This window comes from Microbacterium bandirmense, from assembly GCF_037204185.1.
GTDB lineage: Bacteria > Actinomycetota > Actinomycetes > Actinomycetales > Microbacteriaceae > Microbacterium > Microbacterium bandirmense.
This window is the reverse complement of record NZ_JBBDGM010000004.1, coordinates 266,119-280,091: the sequence shown is the minus strand read 5'-3', so window position 1 is coordinate 280,091 and position 13,973 is coordinate 266,119. Positions and strand designations below refer to the sequence as shown.

10 protein-coding genes are annotated in these 13,973 nt (G+C 67.7%); 7 read left to right on the top strand and 3 right to left on the bottom strand.

The features are described from left to right. Positions 1-159: 159 nt before the first annotated feature. Positions 160-744, top strand: coding sequence for an ATP-dependent endonuclease (locus WDU99_RS06775; RefSeq protein WP_337331681.1), 585 nt, complete (start codon positions 160-162; stop codon positions 742-744). A 122-nt stretch (positions 745-866) separates the two neighbouring features. After that, positions 867-4,709 (top strand): alpha-L-fucosidase, encoded by a 3,843-nt coding sequence (locus WDU99_RS06770; protein WP_337331680.1) that lies wholly within the window; start codon positions 867-869, stop codon positions 4,707-4,709. Between the two features lie 232 nt (positions 4,710-4,941). On the opposite strand, the gene WDU99_RS06765 is transcribed toward WDU99_RS06770, so the two are convergent. After that, on the bottom strand, positions 4,942-5,724 hold the full coding sequence (locus tag WDU99_RS06765; RefSeq protein WP_337331679.1) for an acetoin reductase: 783 nt from the start codon (positions 5,722-5,724) through the stop codon (positions 4,942-4,944). Between the two features lie 285 nt (positions 5,725-6,009). Here WDU99_RS06765 and dnaK point away from each other — a divergent pair, with 285 nt between their 5' ends. From dnaK to WDU99_RS06745, 4 genes are read left to right on the top strand one after another with little or no spacing between them, the layout of a single operon-like run. Beyond that, positions 6,010-7,866 (top strand): molecular chaperone DnaK, encoded by a 1,857-nt coding sequence (gene dnaK, locus WDU99_RS06760; protein ID WP_337331678.1) that lies wholly within the window; start codon positions 6,010-6,012, stop codon positions 7,864-7,866. A gap of 2 nt (positions 7,867-7,868) precedes the next feature. Next, positions 7,869-8,504 carry a nucleotide exchange factor GrpE gene (locus tag WDU99_RS06755; protein ID WP_337331677.1) on the top strand — a complete coding sequence of 212 codons (636 nt, stop codon included), beginning with the start codon at positions 7,869-7,871 and terminating at the stop codon, positions 8,502-8,504. A gap of 7 nt (positions 8,505-8,511) precedes the next feature. Continuing rightward, on the top strand, positions 8,512-9,489 hold the full coding sequence (locus WDU99_RS06750) for a DnaJ C-terminal domain-containing protein (protein WP_337331676.1): 978 nt from the start codon (positions 8,512-8,514) through the stop codon (positions 9,487-9,489). Between the two features lies 1 nt (position 9,490). Beyond that, positions 9,491-9,952, top strand: coding sequence for a heat shock protein transcriptional repressor HspR (locus WDU99_RS06745; RefSeq protein ID WP_337331675.1), 462 nt, complete (start codon positions 9,491-9,493; stop codon positions 9,950-9,952). A gap of 92 nt (positions 9,953-10,044) precedes the next feature. Here WDU99_RS06745 and mgtE read toward each other — a convergent pair whose 3' ends face one another. Further along, positions 10,045-11,403: a magnesium transporter gene (gene mgtE / locus WDU99_RS06740; RefSeq protein WP_337331674.1), complete on the bottom strand. Its 1,359-nt coding sequence runs from the start codon at positions 11,401-11,403 to the stop codon at positions 10,045-10,047. Between the two features lie 260 nt (positions 11,404-11,663). After that, positions 11,664-12,635 (bottom strand): hypothetical protein, encoded by a 972-nt coding sequence (locus tag WDU99_RS06735; protein WP_337331673.1) that lies wholly within the window; start codon positions 12,633-12,635, stop codon positions 11,664-11,666. Positions 12,636-12,741: 106 nt separating this feature from the next. Here WDU99_RS06735 and WDU99_RS06730 point away from each other — a divergent pair, with 106 nt between their 5' ends. Beyond that, positions 12,742-13,899 (top strand): DUF4185 domain-containing protein, encoded by a 1,158-nt coding sequence (locus WDU99_RS06730; RefSeq protein WP_337331672.1) that lies wholly within the window; start codon positions 12,742-12,744, stop codon positions 13,897-13,899. Positions 13,900-13,973: the final 74 nt, after the last annotated feature.

The following is a 13,973-nucleotide window of genomic DNA, read 5'->3' as shown; positions in this document are numbered from 1 at the left end:
GCATCCGATCTCGGTGGGTCTCGCCTCCTCACCGTGTCGGATTACTGACGATGAGGTGCCGGACCGGCGCGTCGGCGATCGACACGCCGCGCGCGGGGTGCGACGTCAGTAATCGGACACGTTGGATGCTGCGCATCGGCGCCGCGCTAGTGTCGAGCCATGTCGGGCGCAGGTACGAGACCGACGGTCGTGCTTTTCGAGGGCAGGAGCGACCGGCTGGCGTTCGAGGTGCTCGCACGGCACCGCGGCGCGCGCATCGAAGTGCTCGACCTGATCGTCATGGACGGCATCACCAATCTGCGGGCGAACCTGACCCGCCTGCGCGCGTCGGGCGCGCGAGCGCTCGGGCTGTTCGACGCGGCCGAGGGCCGGTACGTCGCCGGCGTGCTGCACGATGTCGGGATGCTGGATGCTGAGGTGGCGGATGCCGGGGCATCCGATCTCGCCGCGATCGGCTTCTACGGGTGCGAGCGCGACCTCGAAGAGGAGGTGATCCGCGCCGCCGGCGCTGGGCTGGTGCTCGAGACCCTGGCGACACGCGGCGAGCTCGAGCGGTTCCGGGTGTTCCAGCGCCAGCCCGCGCAGCGGGTGCGCAGCATCGCGGAGCAGCTGCACCGGTTCGCGGGCACGACGGCCGGCCGCAAGGCGCGCTTCGCAGCGGACATCCTTGAGGTGCTCCCACTCGACCGGATGCCCGTGCCCCTGGCCTTGCTGCTGGAGTCGGCGAACGCCGGTGATACGTAAACACCCGAGCAATTAACGACCTGGGTGAAGTCACGCCCGTCTTGAACCAGAAACCGTTGCCTATACATCGGAGGTTTGTTAGTGTCGCACCGATCTGTCCTTCTCAGCAACGGAGCAAAGGCATGCGCACACGCAGACGTTCCCATCCATCGTCACCACGATCGCGGGTCGGTGTCGCCGTGGCCACGGCGGCGATGATCTTCGCCGGAACACTGGTTCCCGGTGCCGCCGCATCGGCAGCATCCGACGAACTCAACATCGCCTTCGCTGGCTCGCTCGTCGGCACGACGGCGTACACCACGGTGGAGGGCGAGACGATGCGCGGCGTCGTGCATCGCATGGACGGCGCCGAAGAGCAGCAGGCGGGCGGCGGCGTGGTGCTCGGCGGCGGCACCCAGGGCATCCGATACGACGCGTCCGGATTCTCTCTCGCCGAACCCGACGCGACCTCGGGCTTCGTCGCAGAGCTCTCGATCACGGCATCCGGCGCCCAGACCGACATGGCCACGCTGTTCGCCGCCGGCGGCAATCTGTTCGTGCGCATCGAGGGAGGTGAGCTGGTCTACGGATTCGACTCGCAGTCGGACGGCTCCTGGCAGAAGAACCGGCGCACCGCTCCCGCCCCGTCGGCATCCGCGCAGCACGAGCTCTCGGTGCAGTACATCCATGTCGGTGACGGTGCCGAACTGCACGTCTCGCTCGACGGCGTCGTGCTCACACCGGTCGTCGCCGACGCACCGGCGGCGATCAACGCGGCAGCCGCAGCGTCGTTCGGATTCGGCAACGACGTGCACCCCGCGGGCGGCGACCGCGGCTACAAGGGGCAGCTGCACCGCGTCCGCGTCGCGGCGGGCCTCACCGGCTACGACGCCGATCAGAACACGTTCCAGCCCGACCCGGTGACGAGCACGCTGCTGAACACCGGATTCTCGGGCTCGTCTTCGGGTGCGGAGTACACACCCGCGGCGGGAGAGGTCGTCGAGGGCGCACTCGCCCTGCGCAGCGGTGCCACGGTCTCATCCGGAGGCCTTTCGCTGACCAGCAGCGCGCAGGCGGCCGATTTCACGGCCACCGACGAGGTGTTCAGCGGAACGACCCTGGCTGAGGGTTTCGCCGCCGAGGTGGAGTTCACGGCCGACGCCGCCCAGAAGGACCTCGCCACGCTGATCGCCGTCGGCGGCAACTTCTCGGTGCGCTATCGCGCCGACGGCCTGCAGTACGGCTTCAGCTCGAACCAGTCGGGCACGTGGGTCGACCACATGGCGATGGCGGCGGTACCTGCCACCGGTAAGGCGCACGTGCTCTCGGTGGCCTACCAGCCGCTCGACGGCGGCGGCGCCGAGGTGATCGCCTGGCTCGACGGTGTCGAGCTGCCCAAGGTCACCGCCGGTGAGCGCTCGATCCGCAACTCCGCGTCGACCACGACGGCGACCTTCGGCAACGAGATCGCCGCCGTCGGCGGCCGTGCCTTCATCGGAAAGGTCGACCGCGCGCGCTTCGCCACGATGATCGAGCCCTTCACGGCAGCCTCGTTCGAATTCCAGCAGCTCAAGCCCGTGGTGCCCTGCACCGAGCTCGGTGACATCGAGCCGGCCAACTACATCGCCCTGTCTGCCGACGACTGCCCCGAGAACATCCTCGCCAAGTCGGCGCTGGTGCGTCCGACCGACCAGCAGCTGCGGTGGCAGGAACTCGGCCTGACCGGCTTCGTGCACTTCGGCATCAACACCTTCTACAACCAGGAGTGGGGCCACGGCACCGAAGACCCCACGCGCTTCGACCCGACCGGTGAGGTCGACGTCGACGGCTGGATGAAGACCCTGCGCGACTCGGGTCACCGCATGGCGATCCTCACCCTCAAGCACCACGACGGGTTCGTGCTCTACCCCTCGCGCTACACCGACTACGACATCGCGTCGACCCCGTGGAAGGACGGCAAGGGCGACATCGTGCGCGAGTTCACCGACGCCGCACGCAAGTACGGCATGCAGGTGGGGCTGTACATGTCGCCGGCCGACTCGCATGAAGAGATCGACGGGCGCTTCGGCAACGGCAGCGCGAAGTCCGAGCGCACGATCCCGACCCTGGTCGAGAACGACGACCGGGCCGGCAAGGACCTGCCGACGTTCACCTACGACGCCACCGACTACGGCGCGTACTTCTTGAACTCGCTGTACGAGATCCTCACCCAGTACGGGCAGATCGATGAGGTCTGGTTCGACGGTGCGGCCGGCAACACCGAGAAGCAGGAGCTGTTCGACTACCCGGCCTTCTACGACTTGATCGGCAAGCTGCAGCCGAACGCGGTGGTCGCCGTCGGCGGCAACGATGTGCGCTGGGTCGGCAACGAGCACGGCACCGCGCGCCAGAACGAATGGGCGCCGATGGCCGTGAACGTGCCCGAGGACGGTGGCAAGATCGGCGTCGTGGCCGGCGGATCCTTCGAGCAGGTCGGCTCTGCCGAGTCGCTCGTCGCCGGCGCGCGGGGCGGGGCGGATGCCCTGCACTGGTGGCCGACCGAGTCCGACATGAAGCTCACCCAGGGCTGGTTCGCGCACCCGAACGACGTGCCCAAGAGCGGACCGACGCTGCTGAACCACTACCTGAACACGGTGGGTCGCAACTCGGTCATGCTGCTGAACACGCCGCCGACGACCAACGGGTCGTTCGCGCCGTCATCGGTCTCGGCCCTGGAGTCGTTCGCGGCCGAGCAGCGCAAGGCGTTCGGTGTCGACCTGGCGATCGGCGTTCCCGTCGAGAGCCCCGACGGCGCGACCGACGCGCTCACCGACGGCAGCCGGCGCACCGCGTGGAGCAGCGAGGAGAAGACCGGGACGTTCACGATCGATCTCGGCGAGGCTCGTACGGTGAACCGCGTGACGCTCGCCGAGGGCGTCGACGTCGCCGGGCAGACCGTGGATGAGTTCCACATCGAGGCCGAGATCGACGGTGAGTGGAAGCGCGTCGGCGGCGCTGGCACGATCGGCGTCAGCCGCATCGTCACGCTCGACGCGCCCACCATCGCCCAGCGGTTCCGCGTCGTGATCGACTCGGCACGTGCACCGTTCGCGCTGGCGAAGCTGGCACTGCACCCGACGCTCACCGAGGATCCGGGTCGCCTCACGGAGGTCTGGGTCGACTGCAGTGCCGAGCGCGCCGGGGACGGTTCGAAGGACCGCCCGTTCTCATCGCTCGAGCAGTTCCGCGAGACCGAGCTCGCGCCGGGAGCGGCCGTGCACCTGCGCGCGGGCACCACCTGCGCCGATTCCGACACTCCGTTCTGGGGTTACGGCACGGCCGACGAGCCGATCGTCGTGGATGTCTACGGCGACGGCCCGGCGCCCACCTTCGGCGACCGCACCGCGCGCGAGGTGTTCGAGCACCTCGAGGCGCAGGGCTGGCAGCTCGACCTGCCTGCCGCTCCTGTCGCCGAGGCGCAGGTGGAGCTGGGTGCGTCGAGCGTTGTGGCCGGTGAGCAGGTGTCGGTGGACCTGAGTGGTTTCGAAGCGGATGCTGACGTGCAGCTGTGGCTGCACTCGGAGCCGATCAAGCTCGACGACGTGGTGGTGGATGCTGAGGGCTCGGCGCAGGTGAGCGTGACCATCCCGGCGAACACCGAAGCCGGGGACCATCGGGTGGTCGTGACCGATGGCGAAGGTGCGGAGCTTGCTGCTGCGGACCTGACCGTGACGGCCGCGCCCGGTGGTGGTGACGGTGACGGCGACGGTGACGGCGACGGTGACGGCGGTGGCACGGGTCCCGGCGACGGTTCCGGTGACGGTGATGGTTCCGGTTCCGGTGACTCCGGTTCGAGCGACTCCGGTTCGAGTGCCTCCTCGGATGCTGGTGACGAGCTGGCCGTGACCGGTGCGGATGCCGCCGTGTGGGCCTCGATCACGGCCGGCGCTCTGGCGCTGATGGCCCTCGGCGGATTGCTGTGGGCACGCAAGCGCCGCACGACCTGATCGGCTGAGAGCACGTCAGTGCGACCCGGGAAGCGCCTGCTTCCTGGGTCGCACTGCTTTCAGCATCCGATCCTGCGCCCGGTCACTGACGCTGTCGGCTGATCGCAGAAGCGATAGTCAGATCATCGCAAAAGTGATAGCCGAAAGATCGCAGAAGTGATAGCCGACGACGGGTCTGCATCACGCGGCCGGTGCACCGGGGTGCACCGGCCTGAGCCGGAGACAACGGAGGTCAGCTGTACAGCATCCCGCCGTCGACGAGCAGGGTCTGCCCGGTCACGTACTCCGCGTTCGGGCCGGCGAAGAACGAGACGACGCCGGCGACGTCCTCTGGCGTCTCGATGCGGCCGAGGCTGATCGACTCGACGTTCTCCTTGAGGTTCTCGCCGATCGGCTTGCCGTTGATCTCGGAGAGGCGCTTGTCGATCTCATCCCACATGCCGGTGCCGACGATGCCGGGCGCGTACGCGTTGACGGTGATGCCCTTCGGGGCGAGCTCCTGCGAGGCGACGTGAGTGAGGCCGCGCACGGCGAACTTCGATGCCGAGTACGCACCGAGAATCGGGAACCCCTTCACGGAGGCGATCGATGCGGCCGAGATGATGCGGCCCTTCTTGCCGAGCTCGGTGAACTTCGCGGCGGCGGCCTGGATGCCCCAGACGACGCTGTTCACGTTGATCCGGAAGATGGTGTCGAGCTCTTCCTCGGTGACCTCTTCGATCGGCTTCACCTGGGCGATGCCGGCGTTGTTGACCATCACGTCGAAGCTGCCGAGCTCCGCAGCGGCGCGGCCGACCGCCTCAACGACGTCATCCTTCTTGGAGACGTCGGCGCCGACGAAGATGGCCCTGCGGCCGAGCGCCTCGATCTCTGCAATGACGTCGGTGGCCTTGGACTCCTGGGCGGGGAGGTCGGCGATGGCGATGTCGAACCCATCGGATGCCAGCTTCAGGGCGATCCCGCGACCGATTCCCTGGCCTGCTCCGGTGACCAGTGCGACCTTGTTCTCAGACATGAATATCTCCTTCCGCTGCGCATGTGGAGGCGCATGATGTGACGGCGGCCGGATGCTGATCCGCAATGGCCGCCTGTGCTCGGTACAACCGAGAAGGCGATAGATGTATTCCAATGAATGGATTTGCTGAGCGATTCCACGCGTAGAGTGGCGCAGTGGGTGAAAGTTGAGTGAACGCGTATCAACTTTCTTGACAGCATCCGATCGCACGTTTACACTTGAGTCATCACGGCTCAGGTTTCCTTGAGTCGTATCCCAGACTTCATCAACACAAGGAGAAAACACATGGCACGTGCTGTCGGTATCGACCTCGGAACCACCAACTCCGTCGTCAGCGTCCTCGAGGGCGGCGAGCCCAAGGTCATCGCCAACGCCGAGGGCTTCCGCACCACCCCGTCGGTGGTCGCATTCACGAAGGACGGCGAGGTGCTGGTCGGCGAGACCGCCAAGCGCCAGGCCGTCACCAACGTCGACCGCACCATCGCGTCGGTCAAGCGCCACATGGGCACCGACTGGTCGTTCGACGTGGACGGCAAGAAGTGGACGCCGCAGGAGATCTCGGCGCGCATCCTGCAGAAGCTCAAGCGCGACGCCGAGTCGTACCTCGGCGACACCGTGACCGACGCCGTCATCACCGTTCCTGCGTACTTCAACGACGCCGAGCGTCAGGCCACCAAGGAGGCCGGTGAGATCGCCGGCCTCAACGTGCTGCGCATCATCAACGAGCCCACCGCCGCTGCGCTGGCGTACGGCCTCGACAAGGGCAAGGAGGACGAGCTCATCCTCGTCTTCGACCTCGGTGGCGGAACCTTCGACGTCTCGCTGCTCGAGGTGGGCAAGGACGACGACTTCTCCACCATCCAGGTGCGCGCCACCGCCGGTGACAACCGCCTCGGCGGCGACGACTGGGACCAGCGTGTCGTGGACTTCCTGATCAAGCAGTTCAAGGAGACCAGCGGAGTCGACGTCTCGGGCGACAAGATCGCGCTGCAGCGCCTCAAGGAGGCCGCGGAGCAGGCGAAGAAGGAGCTGTCGTCCTCGACGAGCACCAGCATCAACCTGCCCTACCTGTCACTGACCGAGTCGGGCCCGGTGTCGCTGAGCGAGACCCTCACCCGTGCGAAGTTCGAGGACCTCACCAAGGACCTGCTCGACCGCACCAAGAAGCCGTTCGAGGACGTCATCCGCGAGGCCGGCATCAAGGTCAGCGAGATCGACCACATCGTTCTCGTCGGCGGATCCACCCGCATGCCCGCGGTGGCCGACCTCGTCAAGCGCGAGACCGGCAAGGATGCCAACAAGGGTGTCAACCCGGATGAGGTCGTCGCCGTCGGCGCCGCCCTGCAGGCCGGCGTGCTGAAGGGTGAGCGCAAGGACGTGCTGCTCATCGACGTCACCCCGCTGAGCCTCGGCATCGAGACCAAGGGCGGCATGATGACCAAGCTCATCGACCGCAACACCGCGATCCCGACCAAGCGCAGCGAGACCTTCACCACCGCCGACGACAACCAGCCGTCCGTGGCGATCCAGGTCTTCCAGGGTGAGCGCGAGTTCACCCGCGACAACAAGCCGCTGGGCACCTTCGAGCTCACCGGCATCGCCCCCGCTCCCCGTGGCATCCCGCAGGTCGAGGTGACCTTCGACATCGACGCCAACGGCATCGTGCACGTGTCCGCCAAGGACAAGGGCACCGGCAAGGAGCAGTCGATGACCATCACCGGTGGCTCGTCGCTGTCGAAGGAGGACATCGACCGCATGGTGCGCGAGGCCGAGGAGAACGCGGCCGAGGACAAGAAGCGCCGCGAGGCCGCCGAGGTCCGCAACCAGGCCGAGACCCTCGCCTACTCGATCGAGAAGCTGATCAAGGAGAACGAGGACAAGCTGCCCGAAGACGTCAAGACCGACGTGCAGGCCGACGTCGACGCCCTCAAGACGGCTCTCGCCGGCGAGGACGACGACGCTGTGAAGACCGCGTTCGACAAGCTGAACGAGTCGCAGGGCAAGCTGGGTGAGGCGATCTACGCCAACCAGCAGGCCGAAGCCGCAGCCGACGGTGGTGCCGAGGAGCCCACGGCCGAGACCGACTCCGACGAGGATGTGGTCGACGCTGAGGTCATCGACGACGAGGACGAGAAGAAGTAACGATGACGGACAAGAACTTCGACGAAGTTCCCGAGAGCGAGGGGTCGGATGCTGCGGCATCCGGCCCCGCGCCGGATTCGGGAATCCCCGAGAACGCCGACGCGGCCGACGCCGCGGCCGCGGAGGGGTCGGATGACGACCTCACGGTCGACGACATCCTGAACGCCATGCAGACCGACGAGGCGACGATGAACGACGCCGACGGCGCCGGAATCGCGGATGCTGAGCATGCGCTGCTCAACGATCTCAAGCGACTGCAGGCCGAGTACGCCAACTACCGGCGCCGCACCGAGGAGCAGCGTCACGTCGAGATCGCCCGGGCGAAGGGCGAGGCCGCCAAGGGCCTGCTGCCCGTGCTCGACGACCTCGACCGCGCTCAGCAGCACGGCGACCTGGTCGAGGGATCGGCCTTTGCCGTGATCGCCGAGAAGGTGCGCTCGGTCGTGGAGCGCCTCGGCGTGGTCGCCTATGGCGCCGCGGGCGAGGAGTTCGACCCGCAGCAGCACGAGGCGATCTTCCAGCAGCCCACTCCCGGGGCCACCACTTCGACGATCCTCGAGGTCGCCGAGGTCGGATACCGTCTCGGCGATGTCGAGCTTCGCCCCGCGAAGGTCGTCGTCGCCGTACCCGCGGAGTAGGTGATCGATGGCCAGCCAGGATTGGTTCGACAAGGACTTCTACAAGACGCTCGGCGTCACCAAGGACGTCTCCGACGCCGATCTCAAGAAGACGTACCGCAAGCTCGCGCGCAAGTACCACCCCGACTCCAATCAGGGTGATGCCAAGGCCGAGGCGAGGTTCAAAGAGATCAGCGAGGCGTACGCCGTGCTCAGCGATGCCGAGCAGCGTCGCGAGTATGACGAGATCCGCGCCATGGGTTCGGGCGCGCGCTTCACGGCGCCCGGGCCCGGGGCATCCGGTGGCTTCGAAGACGTCTTCAGCCGCTTCGGACAGGGCGGCCAGCAGGCCGACTTCGACGACATCTTCTCGATGTTCTCGCAGGGCGGCGGGTCGTTCGGCTCGGGCCGGTTCGGGCAGCCGACCGGCGGGTACCGCGGCTTCGGCGGCCCGCAGAAGGGCGCCGACGTCACGGCGCGCACCACGCTCGACTTCATCACCGCGGCCAAGGGCGAGACCATCACTCTGCAGGCCGAAGACGGCAAGCCGTTCAAGGTCAAGGTGCCGGCCGGCGTCGCCGATGGTCAGAAGATCCGTCTGCGCGGGCGCGGCCGCCCGTCGCCCGACGGCGGTGCGCCCGGCGACATCGTCGTGCAGGTGAAGGTGCGTCAGCATCCGGTGTTCAGCCGTGACGGGCTCAATCTGCGTCTGACCGTGCCGGTGACGTTCACCGAGGCGACGCTCGGCGCGACCATCGAGGTGCCCACGCTGGGCGGCGATCCGGTCAAGCTGCGGGTCGCGCCCGGCACGCCCTCCGGGCGCGTGCTGCGGGTCAAGGGACGGGGCATCGCCTCGTCGAAGGGCACCGGGGATCTGCTCGCAGAGCTTCAGGTCGCCGTGCCCACCCACCTCGACGACGCCGCCCGCGAGGCGCTGCAGCGCTTCCACGAGCTCGAGCCCAAGGAGAACCCGCGGGCCGACCTGATGGCCAAGGCGAAGGCCTGACATGGACGCCGACGCACCCGTCTTCGCGATCGCGGTCGCCGCGGAACTGGCCGGAATGCACCCTCAGACGCTGCGGCAGTACGACCGCATCGGCCTGGTGGTGCCCGGTCGCACCCGCGGCGGCTCGCGCCGCTACTCGATGCGCGACGTCGAGCAGCTGCGTGAGGTCGCCCAGCTCTCGAGCGAGGGGATGAGTCTGCCGGCCATCGCCCGCTTGCTCGATCTGGAGGACGAGGTGCGGATGCTGCGGCGCCGCGTCGTGGAGTTGGAGGGCGCGCTGCGCGCCGAGCGCGACAATCGTCCCGGCGTGCGCGTGTTCGCCGCGGGGGCCACCGGCTCCATCGTGCCGGTCGGGTCGAGCCGGCGGATCCGCCGCTCGACGGAAGTGGTGCTGTGGCATCCGCGTGCGCGCCGCGCCGCCGGTGACGAGCGCGGCTCCGACCGCGCCGACGACGAGGGCTGACGCAGTGGCGCACGCGCTACCCCTTCCTGCATCTGCGCCATCGATCGATGGCGCAGATGCAGAAAAGTGTGGCGCACCCAGCCGCGAGAGCGTCAGATCCCGAGCACGGCCTTCGCGATGAGGAAGTAGATGATCAGACCCGTCGCGTCGACGAACGTCGTGATGAACGGGTTCGAGAACACGGCCGGGTCGACCTTGATGGCTCGCGCGGCGAGCGGCATGATGCCGCCGATGGATGCTGCCACCGTGCACACCGCGGTGAGCGTCAGCCCGATGACCAGGCCGATGTGCCAGTCGTAGACCAGTCCGGCGATGCCGAACCCCAGCAGGCCGAGCAGCAGTCCGAGGCTGAGCCCGACGCGGATCTCGCGCGAGAGCACCTTGCGCACATCGCGGGGCGTGATCTCGCCCAGAGCCAGTGAACGGGTCACGGTGGTCGCAGCCTGGTTGCCCGTGTTGCCGCCCGTACCGATCAGCAGCGGCACGAACAGGGCCAGCACCGTCATCTGCGCCAGCGTCGCCTCGAACGTGTCGAGCACCTGCACGGTGAGCGTCGCACCGACGGCGAGCACCAGCAGCCACACCACGCGCGAGCGCACCAGGCGCCGGATCGGGGTCGACAGGTACGACCGGCGCAGCGGCTCCACGCCGCCCTGGCGGGCAGCATCCTCACTCTCCTCCTGCTTGAGGATGCGCGCCGCATCGTCAATCGTGAGCACCCCGACGAGCCGCTCCTCGCTGTCGACGATGGGCAGCGCCAGCAGCCCGAGGTCGGTGGTGCGGCGCGCGACGGTCTCGGCGTCCTCATCGGCGTTCGCGACGTGCGCGTCGCTCATCAGGTCGGCGATGGCGTCGTCGTCGGATGCTGCGAGCAGGTCGCGCAGACTGACGACGCCCACCACGCGGCGGCCGGCATCGGTGACCGGGAGGGTGTAGATCGTCTCGGCGTGGTCGAGTCCGGCGCGCACTCGCCGCATCGTGTCTCCCACGGTCGACTGCGGGTGGGTGATGATCACCTCTGGACTCATCCGTCGCCCGATCGCGTTGTCGCGATAACCGAGCACGGATGCCGTCAGCTCGCGTTCCCGCGACGAGAGCCCCCGCAGCAGGCGGGGTGCGACCGAGGCCGGCAGCTCGTCGATCAGCCAGACGCGGTCGTCGGGATCCATCTCGGCGAACAGGCGGGTGACCTCGGAGTCCTGCAGCGCCTGGATCAGGTCGCTCTGCGTGCCCGGTGTGAGCGCCTCGAAGACCTCGAGTGCCCTGGTCTTCGCCAGCAATCGGTAGACGACGGCGCCGTCGGCGATGCTGAGCCGGCCGAGCAGTTCGACGAGTTCCGGGATGTTCAGCGGGGTCAGTGCGGCAGACGCCTCAGCTAGATCGCCGCGGGCGATCAGCTGCTCGACGGTGTCGGCGACGTCGGAGATGTGCTCAAGCTGCGTGGGAGTCATGGCATGCCTTACGGGAAGGCACCGCGGCAGGCGGCAGACGCGCTCCGATGGGGCGTCGCTCAGCCGAGCGGTGCGAAAGCGAGGAGGGGAAGAAGTCTGTGACTGTGACTGTCACCGGACATGATGAACCACCTCGCTTTCTTGTGCTCGTGAGGGCTTGCGTGCTCCAGCTTAGCCCGGGGCGGCTGAGCGGTTTCTGGTGCAAGGTCGGGAGGCCGCGACTTGGGTCCGTGGCTGAGTCTGGGCTCTGTCGTCTCCCATCAGTCCAGCGGTTCGATCGAGAATCGGAACGATGCACCCTGACGGAACGGCTCCAGGATCTCGAAGTTCTCGTAGGCCGGGCCGCCGGGGATCGGGGAGGCGCTCGCCCAGTACGACCAGCGCGCGTTGACCAGCACCTCGAGATCGGGATGCGGGTCGTCCACCCGCCAGGCTTGCGTTCCGCGTCGCCCGAGGAAGTGCCAGTGCTTGGCAGTGTCGTCCGAATAGGTGACAGCGCCCGGATCGTCCTCGTCCCCGGTGGCGCTGACCACCGCGGCATCCCCGTCGCGCGTGAGATCCGCGAGTGGGAACCGACTGTGCTCCGTGAACCCGGTGCCGGAGTGATCCGGCCACAACTCCGCCGTCTCGACGACCCGGTCTGCCAGGTGCAGCCGGCGAAGACGTGCCCAGTTTCCCATCGTGGCGGTGAGAACCAGGTGCGACAGGGCAACCGAACCGTCGTTCGCGAAGCCCGCGACCTCCACCTCGTGCGGCCGGTCGGCGCGGAACCGCACGCGCACTCGCACATCCGCGCCGTTGTCGAAGCGCTCGACCCCGATCCACACGGTGAGGCGCTCGACGCCGTCGACGTCGTCGACGACACCTTGAGCCGGGGCGAGCGGGTCGCGCGGCGCGAGGTCGTCGGGGGTGTCCATCGACCAGAAGCGCTTGCCGTTGTCGCCTGGGTCCAGCGAGCTGGGCTCGAGTTCGGAGTAGCCGCGCTCGGTGTTTCCGACCGGGATCGGCTCGACGGCGACGAAGTTCACCAGCCTCTCCCGGGGATGGTCGAGGTAGTGCGTGAAGATCCGCAGCAGACCGCGCGGTCCGGGGATCGGATGGATGCCGATCTGCAGGCCGTCAGCATGACCCCAGCGCGGCTCGGCTGGAGCATCGGCGACGGGACGGAGCCACGTGCCTTCGATGGAGGCGGGCGTGGCGGCGGCGAATCTCTCGGCCCAGTCGGTGCGCAACGGAGTTGTCCTTTCGAGGGTGGGCGGGGTGTGGCGACGTCGGTGAGAGATCAACGTAGTCGGTTGAAATCGATTTCGCTAGAGTGGGCTCCGATCAAGGAGGATCATGTCTCGTGAACGCCGTACGCTCACCCACTGGACCGCCATCGTGGCATCCACCTGTCTGTCCCTGTCGCTCGCAGCCTGCTCCGTCGGTGACGCCGTGAGTGTCGATCCCGATCCGGACAAGCCGTTCGTGCTCGCAGGTGTTTCTGAGGTCACCGAGATCGCGCAGCTCACCGGGCCCGATGCGATGAACGACACCGCCTCGGTGTCGGTCGCCGGCACCGATCTCGGTTCGATGGTGAACGTCGGCGACCGCACGCTCTTCCTGTTCGGAGACACGTTCGGCGAACGCGATCCGGAGTCGATCGGTGGCCAGGGCGGGTTCTGGCGCTCCAACGTGTCGGCATGGACGACCGACGACGATCCGACGGACGGCATCACGTTCGACGGCTGGTTCTCCGACGATGTCGGCCTCGCCGCAGCCCTCATCGAGGGTGACCACGATGCGAACGGGGCCGGCGGCGAGGTCACGAAGATCCCCACTTACGGCTTCGCCATCGGGGAGACGATCTACGTGTCGTACATGTCGGTGCGTCACTGGGGCGATCCCGGCGCGTGGGACGCGAATCACTCGGCGCTCATCGTCTCGCGGGACGGCGGCGAATCCTGGGATCCCGTCGCCGGCGTCCGGTGGCCGGGCGACTCGAACTTCATCCAGGTCGCCACGGCGCAGGTCTCCGAGGACGGCGAGGACTACGTCTACTTCTGGTCGATCCCCGCCGGCAGGTTCGGTGGGGTCCAGCTGATGCGTGTACCGGCTGACGAGGCGTCCGTCGAAGACCAGGGCGCGTACTCGTACTTCGCCGCCGTCGATGGCGAGACGCCGCGGTGGAGTGCCGAGATGGCGGACGCCGAGACCGTTGTCGACGGGACGATCGGTGAGCTCTCCGTGATGTGGTCGACTTATCTCGATCGCTGGCTGATGACCTATTCGGACGCCGGCAACGCGTACATCCGCGAGGGCATCACGCCCTGGGGTCCGTGGGGCGACCCGGTCGAGCTCGTCTCGGCCGGCGACTATCCGGGTCTGTACTCGCCGTACATGAATCCGCGGTATGTCTCAGCGGACGGCAGGACGGTGTACTTCACGTTGTCGCTCTGGGGCCCTTACAACGTGTTCTGGTTCTCGGCGGACCTTGAGCGCGCCTCGGACGAATGACGCTTGCGCGTGAAATCGATTTCGTCTAGCGTGACGCGTACGGCACAGTCGCCGCACACAGCCCCGACTCGAGG

Coding starts and splice junctions, on each gene's coding strand:
- WDU99_RS06775 (WP_337331681.1), top strand. CDS start 160: ATGTCGGGCGCAGGTACGAGACCGACGGTCGTGCTTTTCGAGGGCAGG.
- WDU99_RS06770 (WP_337331680.1), top strand. CDS start 867: ATGCGCACACGCAGACGTTCCCATCCATCGTCACCACGATCGCGGGTC.
- WDU99_RS06765 (WP_337331679.1), bottom strand. CDS start 5,724: ATGTCTGAGAACAAGGTCGCACTGGTCACCGGAGCAGGCCAGGGAATC.
- dnaK (WP_337331678.1), top strand. CDS start 6,010: ATGGCACGTGCTGTCGGTATCGACCTCGGAACCACCAACTCCGTCGTC.
- WDU99_RS06755 (WP_337331677.1), top strand. CDS start 7,869: ATGACGGACAAGAACTTCGACGAAGTTCCCGAGAGCGAGGGGTCGGAT.
- WDU99_RS06750 (WP_337331676.1), top strand. CDS start 8,512: ATGGCCAGCCAGGATTGGTTCGACAAGGACTTCTACAAGACGCTCGGC.
- WDU99_RS06745 (WP_337331675.1), top strand. CDS start 9,491: ATGGACGCCGACGCACCCGTCTTCGCGATCGCGGTCGCCGCGGAACTG.
- mgtE (WP_337331674.1), bottom strand. CDS start 11,403: ATGACTCCCACGCAGCTTGAGCACATCTCCGACGTCGCCGACACCGTC.
- WDU99_RS06730 (WP_337331672.1), top strand. CDS start 12,742: ATGTCTCGTGAACGCCGTACGCTCACCCACTGGACCGCCATCGTGGCA.